Origin of the sequence: Virgisporangium ochraceum, assembly GCF_016863655.1 — a bacterium.
In the GTDB taxonomy this organism is placed as follows: Bacteria; Actinomycetota; Actinomycetes; order Mycobacteriales; family Micromonosporaceae; genus Virgisporangium; species Virgisporangium ochraceum.
In genome coordinates, this window is sequence record NZ_BOPH01000113.1 from 58,177 (window position 1) to 75,087 (window position 16,911).

Sequence of the window (16,911 nt, forward strand, 5' to 3'; positions counted from 1 at the left end):
TCGTGGACCAGGACTGGAGCGACTGGGGCGGCGAGGACGGCGACTACCACGGCGACGCCGCGGAGACCGCCAACCTCGGTGACCCGGACGAGCCCCTCGCCGCCGGCGCCGGCGGCTACGGTGACCCCGACGCCGGCTTCCCCGGCGACGGCGGCGACTACCCGGCCGACCCCGGCGACCACGGTGACCCCGGCTCCGGCCCCGGCGCGGGCGGCCAGCCCGGCGGCGGGTTCCTGGAGGACGACCCGATGGGCGCCTTCGACACCGACGCCGACCCCGACGCCTACGGCGACAGCGGCGAGGGACCCGACGGTCTCGACCCCGACGGGACCGACGACGGCCCCGAGCCCCTCGCGTACGACGGGGACCCCGACACCGGCTCCGACACCGGCTCCGACACCACTGCCGACCCGGAGTCCGTCGTCGGCGCCGACCCGGACGTCGACCCCGACGCCGACTGGTCCCCGGCCGAGTTCCCCGCCCAGCTCGACTTCGCCGCCCCCGAACCCGTCGACGGCTACCCGTGGAGCGACCCGTCCGCGGTCGCCGCACCCGGCACCGGGGGCGACGACCCGGCCACCGGCCCCGACGGCTCCCCGCCGGCCTCGGACCTCCTCGACTACGCCGGCACCGAGGGCGGCACCGACCCGTGGGCGGCCCTGGTCGGCTCCGACGACCCCGCGGCCAGCTCCCTGGGCCGCTGGTGGTCCCCCGACTCCTGACCCCACCCGGGCCCGCCCGGGCGGGCCCTCACGCGCCGCGCCGTCCCCACGCGCCGATCTTGCAGTTGTGGCCGCCCTTATGTCGCGCTATGTCGCACTTTGATGGGGGCCACACGTGCAAGATCGGCGCGCAGGCATGCGGTTGGATGTGCCGGTGACGGTTCATGACGTAGCGGGCGCCCTGCCAGGGATCGCGGTGCTCCGCCAGCGGTGTCAGGCGTTGGCGATGTCGGACGCGATCATGAGTCCGGAGTGGGAGTCGCGGTACTACTCGTTCGACTCCCGGTGGGCGCCGGGCGAACAGATGGCGTCGATGCGAAACCGGATGGCGCTGACGGGCTGTTCCAGGTTCTCCTCGACGGTAGCCCGGTGGCGTACCAGCGCTTCGCTGAGGACTACGCGGAGGATCTCGCGCAGATCGGTTACCCGTCCCGGCCGGTGTAGCGGTTACAGCAGGAGGTTGCGGTGGATCGACAGCAACTCAGTGCCCTGGCGCACAGGCACCATCCCATCTACGCCCCGGTCAGTGACAGCAGGGTGGACGACCTGCTCGCTCGGACCGTCCGCCGCCCGGACGCGCACGTGCTCGACCTGGGCTGCGGCAAGGGCGAGTGGCTGCTGCGGGCGCTGCGGACGTACCCGGGAATCACCGCGGTGGGCGTCGACGTCTCGCCGGAAGGTTTCGACCCGACCCGCGAGTCGGCCACCCGGCTGGGTGTCGCCGACCGGTTGGAGCTCATCCCGCAGGACGTGACGGAGTACCGGTCGCCGCGCAAGGCCGACGTGGTGCTCAGCATCGGCGCCGCCTACGCCTTCGGCGAGCTGCTCCCCACCCTGCGGGCGGCCCGCGAACACCTCGGCGACGACGGGATGTTCCTGCTCGGTGACTGCTTCTGGGAACGCGATCCCAGCCCGGAGCTGATCGAGGAGATGGAGGGCGCCGGCCCGCAGAAGTTCACCGACCTGCCGACCCTCGTCGACAACGTGGTCGCCGACGGGTGGACCCCGGTCTTCCAGTACGTCAGCACCCAGACCGACTGGGACGACTACGAGTGGAGCTGGGTCGGCTCGCTGGCCGACTGGGCACTCGACCACCCCGACCATCCCGACCGCGACCAGGTTCTCCGGGTATCCGCCGAACACCGCCACAGCTACGTCCACGGCTACCGCGGCGTGCTGGGGTTCGTCTTCCTCCTGCTACGCCGGTCCTAGGCTCACCGGCGGGGTTTGCCGGTCGGGGTGCGTGGGAGGTGGTCGACCACCTCGATGTCCCTCGGGCGTTCGGCCCTCGACAGCCTCGGGCGTAGCCAGGCGGCCAGCCCGTCAGGGGTGAGGGTGCGGCCGCGCACCGGCTCGACCCGCGCGGCGAACCGCTGGCCGAACTCCGGGTCGTCGACCGGGGTGACCACCGCCCCGGCCACGTCCGGGTGCGCGGCCAGCGCCGCCAGCAATGGACCCGGATAGACGTTCTCGCCACCGGACACGATCATGTCGTCGACCCGGCCGGCGAGGAACAGCCGGCCCGCGAGGTCGAGCCGGCCCAGGTCACCGGTGCGCTGCCAGCGGGACCCGGCGCTGCCGTCCGGTGGCCGCCACCCCGCCACCTGCACCTCGCCGGTCTCGCCCGGCGGCAGCGGCACCCCGCGCCGGTCGACGACCCGCAGCGTCACCCCGCGCGGCGCCCGCCCGACCGTGCCCGGAGCCGCCCGCAGGTCCGCGGGTCCGGCGATCGCGGCCCAGCCGGCCTCCGTCGTGCCGTACAGGTTGTGGACGCGCTCACCGAACCGGTCCCGCAGCGTGTCGCAGAGGTCCGGGGTCAGGGGGGCCGCCCCGCTCACCACCGCCCGGAGAGCCGGCAGGGGCGGACCGGGCACCGCGGCGAGCCGGCGCAGCTGTACCGGCAGGGCGAACAGGGCCACCGCCCGGTACCGGGCCGCCAGGTCGAGCACCGCGTCGGCCGGCAGACCAGCGGCCAGGACCACCGGGCAGCCCAGCGCCAGCCCGGCGGCCAGGTACGTCAGGCCGTAGCCGTGGTGCGGCGGTGCCGCCACGACGATCGGCTCACCGGCACGCAGGGGGATGTGCGCGAGGTGGGTCACCACGGGGCCGAGGAGGCCGCGCAGCGGCAGGGTCCGCGTCACGCCGCTGGGGGTGCCGGTGGAGCCCGACGACAGGACGACCATCCGGCCGGGCCGCGCCGGGACCGGCGCGGGGCCGGCGGCAGAGAGCACCTCGGGCCACGCGCGCACCGGGACGTCGACGTCGACGCGCACGTCCGGATCGGTCACCACGGCCGTGATCCGCTCCCGGGCGACCACGGCCGGCCACCGGTCGGCCGGCAGGTCGGGTGGCACCAGCACCACGTCGGCGCCGAGCCGGGTCAGCGCGGCGGTCACGGCGACAAAGCCGCGGTGACCGGTGCAGCACACCGCCACCCGGTCACCCGGTCCGACGCCGAGGTGGTGGGTCGCGCCGCTCAGCGCGTCCCGGATCAGGCCCGTGAGGACGCGGCGGGTGACCGGCCCGACGGCATCGACCAGCGCCAGGCCGCCGCCCGGGCCGCCGGTGAGGCCGCCGCCCGGGCCCGCGGCGAACGCGGCCAGGAGCGTGGATCCGTGCCTGCGCCCCGCGGACACCGCGCGCACGACGCGGTCGGGGCGCAGCAGCCCGGTCGGCGCGAGGACCCGCAGCGGCACCGCCGCGTCCTGGACGCGCAGCCCCGCCGCCAGGATCCGCTCCACCGGCGCGGCGACGGCGGTGTCGACGACGGCGCCGGCCCGGGCCCACCACGGCCACGTGGTACGGGGCCGCTCCGCGACGGCCCGGCACACGACGGCGGCGGCCTCGTCGGCGGTCATCGCCGGCATCCGCCGGTAGTGGGCCGTCGGCGCGCTCATCCGGGTCCGGGTCAGTCCACAGTAGACGGTGCTGACGGTGACGCCGTCACGGCGCAGCTCCGGCGCGGCACACCGCAGCCACGTGTCGAACGCCGCCTTCGACGCCAGGTACGACGACCAGTGCGGCGCCGGTGCCGCCAGCCCGGCCGTCGACACGTTGACCACGTGACCGCCGCCGGCGGCCCGCATCGCCGGCAGCACCGCGAGCAGCAGCTGCACCGGCCCGAGGTAGTTCAGCGCGGCGGTGCGGGTGACGTCGTGGAATCGGTCGGCGGTGTCGGCGACCGCGCGGCGGATCGACCGGCCGGCGTTGCTGACCACGACGTCGACCCGCCGGTAGCGGCGCAGCACCGCCGCGGCGAGGTCGGCGGCCGCGGTCGGGTCGGACAGGTCAGCCGGGTGCACGTGCGCCGCCCCGCCGGCGGCGACGATGCCGGCCCGCACCTCCTCCAGCCGCTCGACGGTGCGGGAGACCAGCAGCACCGTCGCGCCGGCGGCGGCCAGGCGTCGCGCGGTCGCCGCGCCGATACCCTCCGAGGCGCCGGTGACCAGGACTATCCGCCCACCGACCGCGCGGCGCAGCCGCGTCTCGGCAACGCCGCGCCCGGCGACCCCGGACGCGACCCGCAGCCACCTCACGACGGTTCTTCGAAGGCGACCGTGTGCGCGCCGACGCGCTCGGCCTCGGCGGCCAGCGCCGTGCGGGCCTTCGCCAGCACCGGGGCGAACGGGTGGAACGTGACCGCACCCCTGTCCAGGCGCCAGATGCCGTGGACGAACCCGTCGACGGTGAACGTGCTGCGGATCTGGCCGTTGATCGTGAACACGCGGCGGCGCTGCTCGTCGGTGATGATCCGGGTGCGGTCGGCGTGCCCGAGCAGGATCGTGTCGAAGTCGGCGAGCAGCCGCGGCGGAGCCGGCACGTCGCCGTCGGGGCGGGGCGCGCCGGGCAGGTCGAACAGCTCCACACCGACCCCGTCGCGGAACACCACGAGCTCGTCGCGCAGGCCGCGAACGACCGGGCCGAGCCGGGTCATGCCCAGCCACGACTGGACGTCGCGGACGCTGGCCGGCCCGTACGCGGCCAGGTAGCGGCGGACCACCTCGGCCGGGTCGGAGTCACCGAGCGGTGCGCCGAGCCAGGCGCGGGCTGTGGTGAACGCAGGCGGCCCGCTGCGCCCCCACAGGCCGCGCGGCGGCACCTGCACCAGCGGCTCGCGGCACGACACCACCATCGACAGCGTGCCGGGCCCGAACGCCGGCCAGCGGGCGGCGAGGGCGGCGCCGAGGTCCTTCGCGGTCATCGCGGTGGCGTCGAGCAGGGCGGCGCCGGCGTCGGCGACCGCGGCGACGTCGAGGCCGTCGACGGGACGGTTGACCACGAGGAGCCGGTCGAGGACGGGCTGCAGCATCGGACGCACGAGCCGGAAGTCGGCGGCCGACATCAGGTGGATGGTGCCGCGCATCGTGGTGGCCCGCACCGCCGACCGGTCGACGACCAGCCGTGACAGGTCCTGCGGGTCGAAGCCCTCCAGCCGCGCCCACAGCGCGTAGTACGGCGGCATCGGCGCCTGCGCCTGCAGACCGAACAGGTGCGTGACCGCCGCCGGCACCGGCGTGTCCGACCGCGCCAGCAGGTACTGGCGGGCCAGCAACGCCCGGTTGAGCGCCCGGCGCGAGAGCACCGGCGCGGCGGTCACGACAGGGTGGAGATCAGCACGATGAACAGCACCGCCACCACGATCAGGACGCCGATGGTGCCGAGCACGGTCGGCTCGGCGTACCAGGGCCGCTGCTCGGGCTGGCGCGGCTGCACCGGCGGGCGCTGCTGCTGCGGGGGCGGCATCGGCGGCCGCTGCGGCTGGGCCACCGGACGCGCCATCGGCGGCGGCTGCTGGACCGGCGGACGCTGCATGGCCGGCTGCTGCATCGGCGGGCGCATCGGCCCGGGCGGCGGGCCCATCGGACGCTGCGGCGCCGCCGGCCCGAAGCCCGGCGGCCGCTGCAGCGACACCTGCGGCTGCATCGGGCCGGGTGGCATCGGGCCCGGCCGCATCGCCGGGTTCATGGCGGGGTTCATGGCCGGGTTCATCGCCGGCGGTGTCGAGACCGGCGGCGTCGACACCGGGCTGGTCGAGACCGGCTGGGCGGACACGGGATGGATCGGCGACCCGGGCATCGGGCCGGCCGGACGCTGCTGCGGCGGCGGCGGCTGCATCGGCATACCGGGCCGACCCTGCGGGCCGACGTGCGCGGGCGGGCGGCCCTGCGGCCCCGGACCCTGCGGCCCCGGACCGGACCCGGGCCGCACCGGCTGCTGCGGCTGCTGGGGTCCCTGAGGGCCCTGGCCCGGACGCACCGGCGGGGCGCCCTGCGGCCGGGCGGCGCCGATGCACAGCGCCCCCTCGACCACGACGGTCTCGGGCTGCTCCAGGGTCGTCGGCGCCACCCCGAGCGCGGTGTGGATCATGTGGGCGGCGAGCGGGATGCGCGACGACCCGCCGACGAGGAAGATGCCGGTGAGCTCCTGCGGCTGCACCCGGGCCGCGGCGATGGCCCGCTGCAGGCACTGCACGGTGCGGTCGAGGTAGGGCCGGACCAGCTCCTCGAACTCCGCGCGGGTCAGGTGGGCGTCGACCTCGAGTGCCGGCAGGTGGATGTCGGCGTTCGTGGTGCGCGAGAGCATCTCCTTGGCGCCGCGCACGTCCTCGTAGAGCATGCGGCGCAGCCGCCGGTCGTTGGCGTCCTGCGGGTTGACCAGCTTGCGCCACTGCTCGCCGTGGGTGCCGTCGTAGGACTGGCCCAGGTGCTCGACGACGGCGTGGTCGAAGTCGAGGCCGCCGACGTCCTGCAGGCCCTCCTCGGCCAGCACGTCGAAGCCGGTCGGGGTGCGGCGCACGACGGTGGCGTCGAACGTGCCGCCGCCGAGGTCGTAGATGGCCAGGCTGCGCCCGACGGGTACCTGGGTGCCGTGCACGGCGGTGAAGTAGGACGCGGCACCGACCGGCTCCGGGATCAGCCGGGGGCTGACCAGCCCGGCCAGGCGGGCGGCCTCGGTGAGGGCGGCCTTGCGCCGGTCGCCCCAGCGGGCCGGGTGGGTGATCCGCACCTCCTGCGGCGGGCCGCCGAGCTGACGCTTCGCCTCCGTCGCGACGTGGCCGATGACCAGCCCGAAGACCTCCGCGACGGGCATCTCGCGGTCGCCGAGGAAGATGTGGCCGTCGTCGACGGAGCGCTTCGGGTTCGGCTCGAAGCGGCTGGGGTCCAGACGGGCGTGGCGCTCGGCGTCACGGCCGATCAGCATCCGCCCGTCGGTGCCCAGGTACACCGCCGAGGGAAGCAGCGGCGAGCCGTCGAACAGCAGGGGGCGCAGCCGCCCGTCGGTGAGCCGCAGCATCCCGACCGTGTTCGACGTGCCGAAGTCGATACCCAGCACGCGCATGCCGCCACCCTACTGTGGACCCGCGCCCGCCGGTGTCGGGCCAACGTGTCGTAACCACGTGTTGGCGCGGTTTGGGGATACTGCGCGGGTGCACCAACCGGCTCGATCCACGTATCTGGCCCCGCCGCCGCTCGCGTTCGCCCACCGCGGCGGCGCGGAGCGTGGTGACGAGAACACGACAGCGGCGTTCGGGCGAGCCGTGTCGATGGGCTACCGCTACCTGGAGACCGACGTCCACGCGACCGCCGATGGTGTCGTCGTGGTCTTCCACGACGACACCACCGACCGGCTCCTCGGCCGCCCGGGCCGCATCCGCGACCTGCGCTGGGCGGACCTGGCCACGGAACGGGTCGGCGGGGCGTCGGTGGTGCCGCGCCTGGACGAGGTCCTCGACGCCTGGCCGGGCGTGCGGTTCAACATCGACGTGAAGGACGACCCGGCCGTCGACCCGACGGTGGAGGTGGTGCGGCGCACCGGCACCGCCGGGCGGGTGCTGCTGGCGTCGTTCTCGGCCGCGCGGTTGGCGCGGGTCCGTGCGTCGCTTCCGGCCGTGGCCACGTCCATGGGGACCCGGGAAGCGGCGCGCCTGTGGCTGGCGTCACGCGTGGGACGGCGGCCGGTGCTGCCCCCGTCGGTCGTGGCGGTCCAGGTGCCGGTGCGCTACGGGCGGGTCCGGGTGGTCGACGGCCGGTTCGTCGCACACGCCCACCGGCTGGGGCTCCAGGTGCACGTGTGGACGATCGACGATCCAGGCACGATGACCCACTTACTTGATCTTGGTGTGGATGGCATCATGACCGATCGCATCGAGGTGCTCCGCGACGTGTACGCGGCCCGCGGCGTCTGGCCCACCACCCCCTGAACCTCGAAAGGCCCCCGATGGCGCTGACCGACACCGTCGATCCCGCCGCCTCTCCCAGCACGAAGCGGGAGAAGCGCGCGTGGTACTGGTACGACTGGGCCAACTCGGCCTTCTACACCACGGTCATCACCACGTTCCTCGGCCCGTACCTCGGCTCGATCGCCCGCCGCGCCGCCGGCTGCGACACCGACTCCGACGTCCCCTGCGACGCCGACGTGAGCGTCCTCGGCCTCGGCATCGCCCCCGGGTCACTGTTCGCCTACACGGCGTCGCTGTCGGTGTTCCTGACCGTGTTCGTGCTGCCGGTCATGGGCGCGATCGCCGACCGGTCGGAGCACAAGAAGGAACTGATGGCCGGCGCCGCCTACATCGGCTCGGCCGCCACCGTCGCGTTCTTCTTCCTCACCGGCGACCGGTACCTGCTCGGCGCCGCCCTGTTCCTCGTCGCGAACATCGCCTACGGCGCCAGCATCGTCGTCTACTACTCGTTCCTGCCGCAGATCGCGAGCCCCGAGGAGCGCGACCACGTCTCCAGCGTCGGCTGGGCGTTCGGCTACCTCGGCGGCGGCCTGCTGCTCCTGCTCAACGTCGCCGCGGTGCTGTTCAAGGACGACCTCGGCATGACCACCGGCGAGGTCGCCCGGTGGAGCATCGTGTCGGCCGGCGTGTGGTGGGCCGGGTTCACCACGATCCCGCTGATCGGGCTGCGCAACCGGCCGCCGCTGGAGGAGCCCGGCGCCGACGGCAACGTGCTCACCGACGGGTTCAAGCAGCTGTGGACGACGCTGAAGTCGCTGCGGGCCTACCCGCTGACCCTGTTCTTCCTCGTCGCGTACCTCATCTACAACGACGGCATCCAGACCGTCATCGCCATGTCGGCCGTGTACGGCACCGACGAGCTGGGCCTCAGCGACGACGTGCTCGTCCCGACGATCCTCATGGTGCAGTTCCTGGCGTTCTTCGGCGCGCTCGGCCTGGGCGCCCTGGCCAAACGCATCGGGGCCTGGAAGACGCTGCTGATCAGCCTCGGCCTGTGGATCGGGATCGTCCTGCTGGCGTTCCTCCTGCCCGACAAGCAGGTGGTGCCGTTCGTCGCCCTCGGCGGCGGCATCGGGCTGGTCCTCGGCGGCAGCCAGGCGCTGAGCCGGTCACTGTTCAGCCAGCTCATCCCGAAGGGCAAAGAGGGGGAGTACTTCGGCCTGTACGAGATCTCCGACAAGGGCACCAGCTGGCTCGGCCCGCTGCTGTTCGGGCTGGCCTACGACATCACCCGCAGCTACCGCGTCGCGATCTTCTCGCTGCTCATCTTCTTCGTGGTCGGCATGGTGCTGTTGTTCCTCGTGCCGATGCGCCGCGCCATCGAGGCCGCCGGCAACGTCGCACCGCACAAGCTGTAGGAGGTCCGGTGGCCCCGGTGGTGATCCTGCTCGTGCAGCTCGCGGTCGGCGCATGGGCCGGGTCGGTGTGGCACAGCGAGGGCGTGGCGGACCTGCCGGCGGTCATGGTGCTGGGCGGGTCGGTGCTGGGCGGGTCGGTGCTCGTCGGGGTGCCCGCGACGGCGGGCCTGCTCGTCGCGCGCCTGCGGCCGCCGAGGCCCGTCCTGGCGCGGGTGGCCGTCGGGTGGACGCTCGCGCGGCTGGTGCTGGTGCCCGCGGTGACGGCCGCCATCGTCGTCGCCACCGACCCGGGCCCCGACGGAGGCTGGGTGATGAGCTGGGAGGTCATCGTGCTCGCCCTGCTCGAGATCGGCGTCTCATACGCCCTGGCCAAGGACACGGCGAAGACGGCTCAGCGGCGCACGCAGGTGTACGCGCCGTAGAGGCGGCTGTCGAACGACACGTCGACGACGTCGAACCCGGCGGCCTCCAGCATCGGCTCGAACAGCCACCGGAACGTGGAGTGCTCGGTGCGGATGTGCTCGGAGTAGTCCTCGGCCGTGTACCCGGCGGCCGGGTCGGTGGCCGCACCGGCGAACCAGCGGTCGAACACCTGCGGCGTCTCACCCGGGGCGAAGTCGTAGATGAGGTCGCGCACGCGCAGGACGCCGCCGGGGCGCAGCAGGCCGGCGATGCGGTGCAGCGCCAGGGCCTTCCAGAAGTCCGGCAGCTGGTGCAGGGCGTGGCGGGTGTAGACGCCGTCGGCCGGGGGACCCTCGTGGGTGTAGCCCAGGAAGCCCGCCTGCACCACCGTCACATTGCCCGGCGCCTTCGAACGCAGGTGGGCGACCATCGCCGGGGACACGTCCACCGCCACCACCCGCCCGAAGGCGCCGGCCGCCGGGAGCGCGAACTGGCCGGTCCCCGCGCCGAGCTCGACCACGACGGACCCCGCACCCAGGCCGTGGTCCTGGAACACGGCGATGTCGGGACCGGCGTCGGGGCGGCCCTGCTTGCGGTCGAACCCCTCGACGAACGCCTCGTCGAGGTGCTCCGGGCCGGCATGGGCGAGCTCGTCGATCATCCACGTCATGGGCACATCCTGTAAGCGGCCGCAGGTGGCCCGCCACGCATTTTGCGCGGCCGATAGGCTCCCGCGGCGTGGCACCCGAACAGGATGACGACACGCTGGCCTGCGTGGTCTCCGGCGATGGACGGCTGCGCGGCGGCGCGTCGCTGAAGTTCTTCCACGGCCCGATGGGCGCCGGCAAGTCCACCCTCGCCCTGCAGCTCGACCACAACCACGCCCGGCAGGGACGCGTCGGGCTGGTGCTGACCCGGCTCGACCGGGCCGGACCGGGGTGGATCAGCAGCCGCATCGGCATCGGCCGGGCCGCGGAGGAGATCACCGACGCGACCGACCTGCGCGCGCTCGTGCGCGGGCGGTGGGCCGACGGCGGCCGGGTCGACTACATCATCGCCGACGAGGTGCACTTCTACACCGAGGCGCACATCGAGCAGCTGGCCGAGCTCGTCGATGTGTCCGACGTCGATGTCTACGCGTTCGGGCTGGCGACCGACTTCCGCACCCGCATGTTCCCGGCCGCGCGGCGGCTGTTCGAGCTCTGTGACGAACTGGTGCGGCTGCAGGTCGAGGTGCTGTGCTGGTGCGGGCGTCCCGGGCTGCTCAACGCCCGCGTCGAAGACGGTGTCGTGGCCCGCGAGGGCGCGCAGTTCGTCGTGGGGGACACCGACGAGGCGCCGGCGGAGGTGCGTTACCAGGTGCTGTGCCGGCGCCACCACCGCACCGGCGACCTCGGACCGGCGGCGAACCTGGCCGGCCAGCTGCGGCTAGTGTGAACACTAGTGCCAGCTGTAGGGACCCGCGGGCGGGCCGTCGGTAGCGTCGTCGACGTGACCACAGCAGTAGCAACCGGCACCGCGATGGCGGCGATCGGGCGGCGGCCGTCGACGTTCCTCCGGTCGGCGTGGCCGTGGCGGTCGCTGGCGTACCTGGTCTCCGGCGTCGCCCTCGGCGCGGCGACCGTCTCGGTGTTCACCCTGCTGGTCATCGGCGGGGTGGTGACGGCGGTCCTGCTCGTCGGGCTGCTGGCGTTCCCGCTGATGATGCTCGCCTCGATCTACGTGGCCCGGTTCGAGCGGTGGCGGCTGCGGCTGGTCGAACCGGGCTCCTTCCGAACCGGTGCAGACCGGATGGCCGCCGACCCGCACCGGCCCGTACCCACCCGTACGTGGCGCGAGCGGTGGCGGTGGGTGCTCACCCGGCTGCGGGAACCGGTCACGTGGCGGGAGTTCGGGTACGCGGTCGTGTCGTGCCTGGCGCTGTGGTGGATCGACCTGGCCGTCGTCGTGCTGGCGTTCTACATGCCGGCGGTGTTCATCGGCGCGCCGGCCTACATCGACGACCCGGCGGCCGCGTGGCCGATGGTCCTGTTCGGGTTCGCGCTGATCCCGGTGGCGGCGTACCCGGTGACGGCGTGGGCCGCCGCCCGCGCCGCGATGACCCGGGCCATCCTCGTGCCGCTCGACGCCAAGCTCGGCGAGGCGGTCCGCTCCCGGGCACGGCTGGTCGACGCGTTCGAGGTCGAACGGCGCCGCATCGAACGCGACCTGCACGACGGCGCACAGCAGCGGCTGGTGACCCTGTCGCTCAAGCTCGGCATGGCCCGCCTGGACCTGCCGGCCGGCTCACCCGCGGCGGTACAGGTCGCCGAGGCCCACGAGCTGGCCAGGCAGGCCCTCGACGAGCTCCGCGAACTGATCAACGGGGTGCATCCGCAGGTGCTCGCCGACCGCGGCCTGCCCGCCGCCGTGGAGGACCTGGCCAGCCGCGCCCCGGTACCGGTCGACGTCGACATGCGCCTGTCCGACCGGCTGCCGCGCCCGGTGGAGCTGGCCGCCTACTTCGTGGTCTCCGAGGCGCTGACGAACGTGGCCCGGCACAGCGGCGCCCGCCGCGCCACGATCAGCGGCCGCGTCGAGAGCGACCGGTTCGTCCTGGAGATCATGGACGACGGCAGCGGCGGCGCCGACCCCGACCGCGGCTCTGGGCTCGCCGGCCTCGGCGACCGGGCCGCCGCCGTCGACGGCACGCTGACGCTCGTCAGCCCGGCCGGTGGCCCGACCCTGATCCGGGCCGACCTTCCATGTGGGTCGTGACGTGCGGGTAGTGCTCGCCGAGGACTCCGTGCTGCTGCGTGAGGGGCTGATCGGGCTGCTGCAGCGGTTCGGGCACGAGGTCGTCGCCGCGCTCGGCAGCGCCGACGGGCTCGCCGAGGCCGTCGCCACGACCGCGCCCGACGTGCTGATCACCGACGTGCGGCTGCCGCCGACGTTCACCGACGAGGGGCTGCGGGCCGCGGTGGCGATCCGGTCGCGCCGGCCGGACCTGCCGGTGCTGGTCCTCAGCCAGTATGTGGAGCAGACCTACGCCGCGGAGCTGCTCGACACCGGCCACGACGGCAGCGTCGGATACCTGCTCAAGGACCGGGTCGGCGACGTGGAGGAGTTCGCCGACGCGGTGCGGCGGGTCGCCCTGGGACACACGGTGGTCGACCCGCACGTGGTGCGCCAGCTCCTCGGCCGCCGCAAGGACCCGCTGCACCGGCTGACCCCGCGCGAGCGGGAGGTGCTGGCGCTGATGGCCGAGGGCCGGTCGAACGCGGCGATCGCCCGCACGATGGTCATCACCGAGGCGGCGGTGGCGAAGCACATCAGCGGGCTGCTCGGGAAGCTCGACCTGCCACCCGACGCCGACGACCACCGCCGCGTCCGGGCGGTGCTCGCCTATCTGAGAGGCCGTTGACCGCGCGCGTGGGCCGTTGACCTCAACCTTGGTTGAGGATGTTGGATCGGCGGCATGCACGCTATCCGGCTGTACGAGTTCGGCCCCGCCGAGAACCTGCGCTACGAGACCGTCGACGACCCGGTGCCCGGCCCCGGCCAGGTCCGCATCGCGGTCGCCGCCGCGGGCGTCCACGTCGTCGACACCTCCATCCGCGAGGGTGACGCGCCGCCCGGTCAGAAACCCGACCTGCCGGTGACCCTGGGCCGCGACGCCGCCGGCACCGTCGACGCGCTCGGACCGGGCGTCGACCCCGTCTGGCTGGGCCGGCGCGTCGTCGTCTACCTCGGCGCCCGCAACGGCGGCTACGCCGAACTGGCCGTCGCCGACGTCGAGGCGCTGCACCACCTGCCCGACGCGGTCACGTTCGAGGCGGCCGTCGCCATGATCGGCACCGGCCGCACCACGCTCGCGGTGCTGGAGGTGGCCGCGATCGGCGCCGACGACGTCGTGCTGGTCACGTCGGCGGCCGGGGGGATGGGCGCGCTCGCCGTCCAGGCCGCCAAGCAGGCCGGCGCCACAGTGATCGGCGCCGCCGGCGGTCCGGCGAAGGCCGACCGGGTGCGCGGGCTGGGCGCCGACCTCGCCGTGGACTACCTGCGCCCGGAGTGGAAGGCCGAGGTGGAGGCCGCGCTCGGCGAGCGTCCGGCGACGGTCGCGCTCGACGGCGTCGGCGGCGCCATCGGACGGGCCGCGCTGGAACTGCTCGGCGTCGGTGGCCGGCTGGTGCTGTACGGGTGGTCGTCGGGCGAGCCGACGCCGATCAACGCCTACGACCTGTTCGGCCGGGGGATCAGCGCGACGGCCGCGATCGGGGCCCGGATCTTCAACCGCCCCGGCGGCATCCGTGACCTGGAGACCAAGGCCCTGGCCGCCGCGACGACGCTGGTGCCGCTCGTCCAGGCGTTCCCGCTGGCCGACGCCGCCAAGGCGCACACCGCGATCAGGGCCCGGGAGACGACCGGGAAGGTGGTGCTGCTCCCCTAGCTTCCTGCTCCCCCAGGTTCTAGGCCACGTCGTGGGTGGCGTCGGTGCCGACCCAGCCGGCGAACCGCGCGGCCAGGCCCGGCGGCGAGGCGCCCGGCAGGTCCTGCTGCGCCTGGGCCAGGTACCACTCCATCAGCGCCGCCAGCTCCGGTTCCCGGGTGTACTGGGCGCGGAGCTGGCGGCGGCGGGTCGGGCACGGCCACGGCGCGCCGCAGCCGGCACACTGCCAGGACGGTCGCAACGCTTCGTGGAAACTCACGATTCCCATAGTGACCGATCACTGCCAGTGGCAGCCACGGCGTTCCCACGATCGAGCCGCCAGAACCGGTAGGTGGCGGGCACCAGGAGCACCGCGCCGAGGAAGAAGTACACGTTGATCGCGTACCCGGCCCACAGCTCGCGACCGGTCGGTGCGGCGACGTCCGGGTCGAGCAGGCCCACCAGTCCGGCCGGCGCCACCCCGGTGACCTGGAGCACGAACTCGACGAACCCGGGCACCCCGCGCAGCACCAGCAGCACGCTGCCGACGACCAACGGCGTCAGCAGCAGCCAGCGCGGGAACCGGCGGCCCCACGGACGCACGGTCGCGAGCACCACCACCGCGCCGATGCCCGCCATGCAGATCAGGGTGAGGTTGTAGGTGTGGAACGCGGCGCCGGTCATGCCGTCGCCGTCGAGCGGGTTCCAGCCCAGCGACAGCGGGACGTGCCAGCCGACGAACGCGACGAGCCACGCCGCCGCGGCGTACGCGGGCCAGGTGCGGGGCCCGGTCAGGGGTTGACGTGTGGTCGTGATCATGTGTTCCACGCTCCCCCGCGGCGCGCCGGCGCACCTCCCGCGCCGGTATCCGGTCTCTCCCCCACGGGAGGGAGCCACCGGACCGGGGACCACTGCGACCATGGACGCATGCGGCGGCTGGTGGGGTTCGGGCGCGGGTGGGTGCACCTGCTGCTGGGTGGTGCGCTGCTGATGCCGTACTTCCTGCTCGCCGAGACGGTCACGAAGGCGGTCACCGGTGCGCCGGTCCGGTCGATCGCCGTGCAGGTGGCGCTGCTCGCGGCGGTGCTGCCCGCGGTCGCGGTGACGGCGCTGGCCGGTCCGGTGCGGCTGCTCATGGGGGTGGCGGCGCGGGAGCTGCTCGGCGCCGACACCGCGGCGGCGCCGGCCCGCTCCGTCGACGACCGGCTGCGCACGAGCGCGTGGAGCGTCGTCCACCTCGGCCTCGGCGGGGTGGTGAGCGCGCTGACCCTCACGCTGCCGCCCGTGGTGGCGCTGTTCGCCACGATGCCGGTGTACGGGCACCGGCTCGGGTCGCACGAGCTGCCCACCGGGTGGGCGGCGGCGTGGGGACCGGTGGCGGCGCTGGCCGTGCTCGGCGGGCTGGTCGCGGTCGTCGTCGCAGCCCGGGCCCTGCTGACCCGGCTCGCCGGCGCGCTGCTCGGGCCGTCGGCCGCCGACCGGCTGGCCGCGCTGCGCCAGCAGGTGCAGGAGCAGGCGGTGCGGGCCCGGTTGGCGCGTGACCTGCACGACTCGCTGGGCCACGCGCTGAGCGTCATCTCCGTTCAGGCCGGTGCGGGCGAGCGGCGCCTCGACGCCGACCCCGAGTTCGCCCGGGCCGCGTTCGCGGCCGTCCAGGCGGCCGCGTACACGGCGTCGGAGGAGCTCGACCGGGCCATCGGCGTGCTGAACGCCGGCACCGCGACCACCGCGCGGGAACCCGACCTCGGCGACCTCGACGGGCTGCTGGGCGCGGTCCGCGACGCCGGGCTGGAGGTCGACAGCCGGGTCGAGCTGCGGCCGGTGCCGGCGGCGGTGTCGCGGGAGATCTACCGGGTCGTGCAGGAGGGGCTGACCAACGCGGTGCGGCACGGGGGTCGGGCACCGGTGCGGCTGCGGCTGCGGGTCACCGCCGACGACCTCGCCGTCGAGCTGGCCAACCGGGTCGACGGGGAGGCGCCGCGCCGGCCGGGGCGGGGGCTGCGGGGCATGACCGACCGGGTCGCCGCGCTGGGCGGGGAGGTGCGGGCCGGCGCGGCCGACGGGGAGTGGCGGGTGCGCGTCCACGTGCCGTTGCCCCTGACGGGGCCGGCGGCGTGACCCGGGTCCTCATCGCCGACGACGAGCCGCTCATCCGGGTGGGGCTGCGCGCGGTGATCGACAGCGAGCCCGACCTGGAGGTCGTCGGTGAGGCCGACGACGGAGCGGCGGTACTCCCCCTGGTCCGTACGCTGGCGCCGCACGTGGTGCTGATGGACATCCGGATGCCGCTGGTCGACGGGATCCAGGCCACCCGCCAGATCCTCACGACGGTCCCCGATCCCCCGAAGATCATCGTGGTGACGACGTTCGAGAGCGACGAGAACGTCTACGCCGCGCTGCGGGCGGGTGCGCAGGGCTTCCTGCTCAAGAGGTCGCGGCCGGCCGAGATCGTGCAGGCGGTCCGGGTGGTCGCCAGCGGCGAGTCGCTGCTGTTCCCGGCCGCGATCCGCACGCTGGCCGGCCGGTTCGGTGGCGGTGCCGCCCCGTTGGGCCGCCCGCCGGGCCTCCCGCTGGGCGCTGCGAACCTGACCCAGCGGGAGGCCGACGTGCTGCGGCTGATGGCCCGCGGCCGGTCGAACACCGAGATCGCCGGCGAGCTGCACCTCGGTGTCCAGACGGTGAAGACGCACGTCGGCAACGTGCTCACCAAGCTCGGCGCGCGCGACCGGACCCAGGCGGTCATCGCCGCCTACGAGTCCGGCTTCGTGTCCTAGCCTCGTG

At 74.5% G+C, this 16,911-nt stretch carries 17 protein-coding genes and 1 pseudogene; 12 read left to right on the plus strand and 6 right to left on the minus strand.

All coding sequences use genetic code 11. The features are described from left to right. Positions 1–2 precede the first annotated feature (2 nt). From Voc01_RS41230 to Voc01_RS41235, 3 genes and pseudogenes are all read left to right on the plus strand, one after another. Positions 3–722: a hypothetical protein gene (locus Voc01_RS41230; RefSeq protein ID WP_203933153.1), complete on the plus strand. Its 720-nt coding sequence runs from the start codon at positions 3–5 to the stop codon at positions 720–722. Positions 723–870: 148 nt separating this feature from the next. Continuing rightward, positions 871–1,166 (plus strand): annotated as a pseudogene (locus tag Voc01_RS53625) (hypothetical protein). 21 nt (positions 1,167–1,187) lie between these two features. Continuing rightward, positions 1,188–1,934: an SAM-dependent methyltransferase gene (locus tag Voc01_RS41235; protein ID WP_203933154.1), complete on the plus strand. Its 747-nt coding sequence runs from the start codon at positions 1,188–1,190 to the stop codon at positions 1,932–1,934. A gap of 2 nt (positions 1,935–1,936) precedes the next feature. Here Voc01_RS41235 and Voc01_RS41240 read toward each other — a convergent pair whose 3' ends face one another. From Voc01_RS41240 to Voc01_RS54305, 3 genes are read right to left on the minus strand one after another with little or no spacing between them, the layout of a single operon-like run. Next, positions 1,937–4,258, minus strand: a complete 2,322-nt coding sequence (locus Voc01_RS41240; protein WP_203933155.1) for an SDR family NAD(P)-dependent oxidoreductase — start codon at positions 4,256–4,258, stop codon at positions 1,937–1,939. Next, positions 4,255–5,319 (minus strand): winged helix DNA-binding domain-containing protein, encoded by a 1,065-nt coding sequence (locus tag Voc01_RS41245; RefSeq protein WP_203933156.1) that lies wholly within the window; start codon positions 5,317–5,319, stop codon positions 4,255–4,257. The genes Voc01_RS41240 and Voc01_RS41245 overlap by 4 nt, the downstream gene beginning before the upstream one ends. Next, positions 5,316–7,061 carry an Hsp70 family protein gene (locus tag Voc01_RS54305; protein WP_203933157.1) on the minus strand — a complete coding sequence of 582 codons (1,746 nt, stop codon included), beginning with the start codon at positions 7,059–7,061 and terminating at the stop codon, positions 5,316–5,318. Before Voc01_RS54305 ends, Voc01_RS41245 begins: the two co-directional genes overlap by 4 nt. An 88-nt stretch (positions 7,062–7,149) precedes the next feature. Between Voc01_RS54305 and Voc01_RS41255 the strand changes: the two genes are divergently transcribed. The 3 genes from Voc01_RS41255 to Voc01_RS41265 are packed head-to-tail and all read left to right on the plus strand — an operon-like array spanning position 7,150 to position 9,742. After that, positions 7,150–7,923, plus strand: coding sequence for a glycerophosphodiester phosphodiesterase family protein (locus Voc01_RS41255; RefSeq protein WP_239160863.1), 774 nt, complete (start codon positions 7,150–7,152; stop codon positions 7,921–7,923). A 17-nt stretch (positions 7,924–7,940) separates the two neighbouring features. Further along, positions 7,941–9,320 (plus strand): MFS transporter, encoded by a 1,380-nt coding sequence (locus tag Voc01_RS41260; protein WP_203933159.1) that lies wholly within the window; start codon positions 7,941–7,943, stop codon positions 9,318–9,320. Positions 9,321–9,328: 8 nt separating this feature from the next. Next, a complete protein-coding gene (locus Voc01_RS41265; protein ID WP_203933160.1) occupies positions 9,329–9,742 on the plus strand; it encodes a hypothetical protein in 414 nt (137 codons plus the stop codon). On the opposite strand, the gene Voc01_RS41270 is transcribed toward Voc01_RS41265, so the two are convergent. Next, complete coding sequence (locus tag Voc01_RS41270; protein ID WP_239160864.1) at positions 9,712–10,392, minus strand: class I SAM-dependent methyltransferase; 681 nt, start codon at positions 10,390–10,392, stop codon at positions 9,712–9,714. The two genes, Voc01_RS41265 and Voc01_RS41270, sit on opposite strands and share 31 nt — an antisense overlap. A 68-nt stretch (positions 10,393–10,460) precedes the next feature. Between Voc01_RS41270 and Voc01_RS41275 the strand changes: the two genes are divergently transcribed. The 4 genes from Voc01_RS41275 to Voc01_RS41290 are packed head-to-tail and all read left to right on the plus strand — an operon-like array spanning position 10,461 to position 14,151. Continuing rightward, positions 10,461–11,159, plus strand: coding sequence for a thymidine kinase (locus tag Voc01_RS41275; RefSeq protein ID WP_373873932.1), 699 nt, complete (start codon positions 10,461–10,463; stop codon positions 11,157–11,159). A gap of 54 nt (positions 11,160–11,213) precedes the next feature. Then, entirely contained in the window at positions 11,214–12,479 is a 1,266-nt protein-coding gene (locus Voc01_RS41280) for a sensor histidine kinase (RefSeq protein WP_239160865.1), read from the plus strand. Position 12,480: 1 nt separating this feature from the next. Beyond that, complete coding sequence (locus tag Voc01_RS41285) at positions 12,481–13,125, plus strand: response regulator (RefSeq protein WP_239160866.1); 645 nt, start codon at positions 12,481–12,483, stop codon at positions 13,123–13,125. Between the two features lie 54 nt (positions 13,126–13,179). Beyond that, positions 13,180–14,151 (plus strand): zinc-binding dehydrogenase, encoded by a 972-nt coding sequence (locus Voc01_RS41290; protein WP_203933163.1) that lies wholly within the window; start codon positions 13,180–13,182, stop codon positions 14,149–14,151. A 19-nt stretch (positions 14,152–14,170) separates the two neighbouring features. Here the strand turns inward: Voc01_RS41290 and Voc01_RS41295 are convergent, their stop codons facing one another. Next, complete coding sequence (locus Voc01_RS41295; RefSeq protein ID WP_203933164.1) at positions 14,171–14,410, minus strand: hypothetical protein; 240 nt, start codon at positions 14,408–14,410, stop codon at positions 14,171–14,173. Then, the gene (locus Voc01_RS41300; protein WP_203933165.1) at positions 14,407–14,949 is read right to left on the minus strand and encodes a DUF3995 domain-containing protein; all 543 of its coding nucleotides are present in this window, start codon (positions 14,947–14,949) and stop codon (positions 14,407–14,409) included. Before Voc01_RS41300 ends, Voc01_RS41295 begins: the two co-directional genes overlap by 4 nt. 108 nt (positions 14,950–15,057) lie before the next feature. Here Voc01_RS41300 and Voc01_RS41305 point away from each other — a divergent pair, with 108 nt between their 5' ends. Together Voc01_RS41305 and Voc01_RS41310 are read left to right on the plus strand one after the other, a co-directional pair. Beyond that, a complete protein-coding gene (locus Voc01_RS41305) occupies positions 15,058–16,248 on the plus strand; it encodes a sensor histidine kinase (RefSeq protein WP_203933166.1) in 1,191 nt (396 codons plus the stop codon). Continuing rightward, positions 16,245–16,904, plus strand: a complete 660-nt coding sequence (locus Voc01_RS41310; protein ID WP_203933167.1) for a response regulator transcription factor — start codon at positions 16,245–16,247, stop codon at positions 16,902–16,904. The genes Voc01_RS41305 and Voc01_RS41310 overlap by 4 nt, the downstream gene beginning before the upstream one ends. Positions 16,905–16,911: the final 7 nt, after the last annotated feature.

Bases quoted from the DNA above. Each gene is read 5' to 3' on its own strand.
- Voc01_RS41270 (WP_239160864.1), bottom strand. From the start codon at position 10,392: ATGACGTGGATGATCGACGAGCTCGCCCATGCCGGCCCGGAGCACCTC.
- Voc01_RS41300 (WP_203933165.1), bottom strand. From the start codon at position 14,949: ATGATCACGACCACACGTCAACCCCTGACCGGGCCCCGCACCTGGCCC.
- Voc01_RS41305 (WP_203933166.1), top strand. From the start codon at position 15,058: ATGCGGCGGCTGGTGGGGTTCGGGCGCGGGTGGGTGCACCTGCTGCTG.
- Voc01_RS54305 (WP_203933157.1), bottom strand. From the start codon at position 7,061: ATGCGCGTGCTGGGTATCGACTTCGGCACGTCGAACACGGTCGGGATG.
- Voc01_RS41290 (WP_203933163.1), top strand. From the start codon at position 13,180: ATGCACGCTATCCGGCTGTACGAGTTCGGCCCCGCCGAGAACCTGCGC.
- Voc01_RS41260 (WP_203933159.1), top strand. From the start codon at position 7,941: ATGGCGCTGACCGACACCGTCGATCCCGCCGCCTCTCCCAGCACGAAG.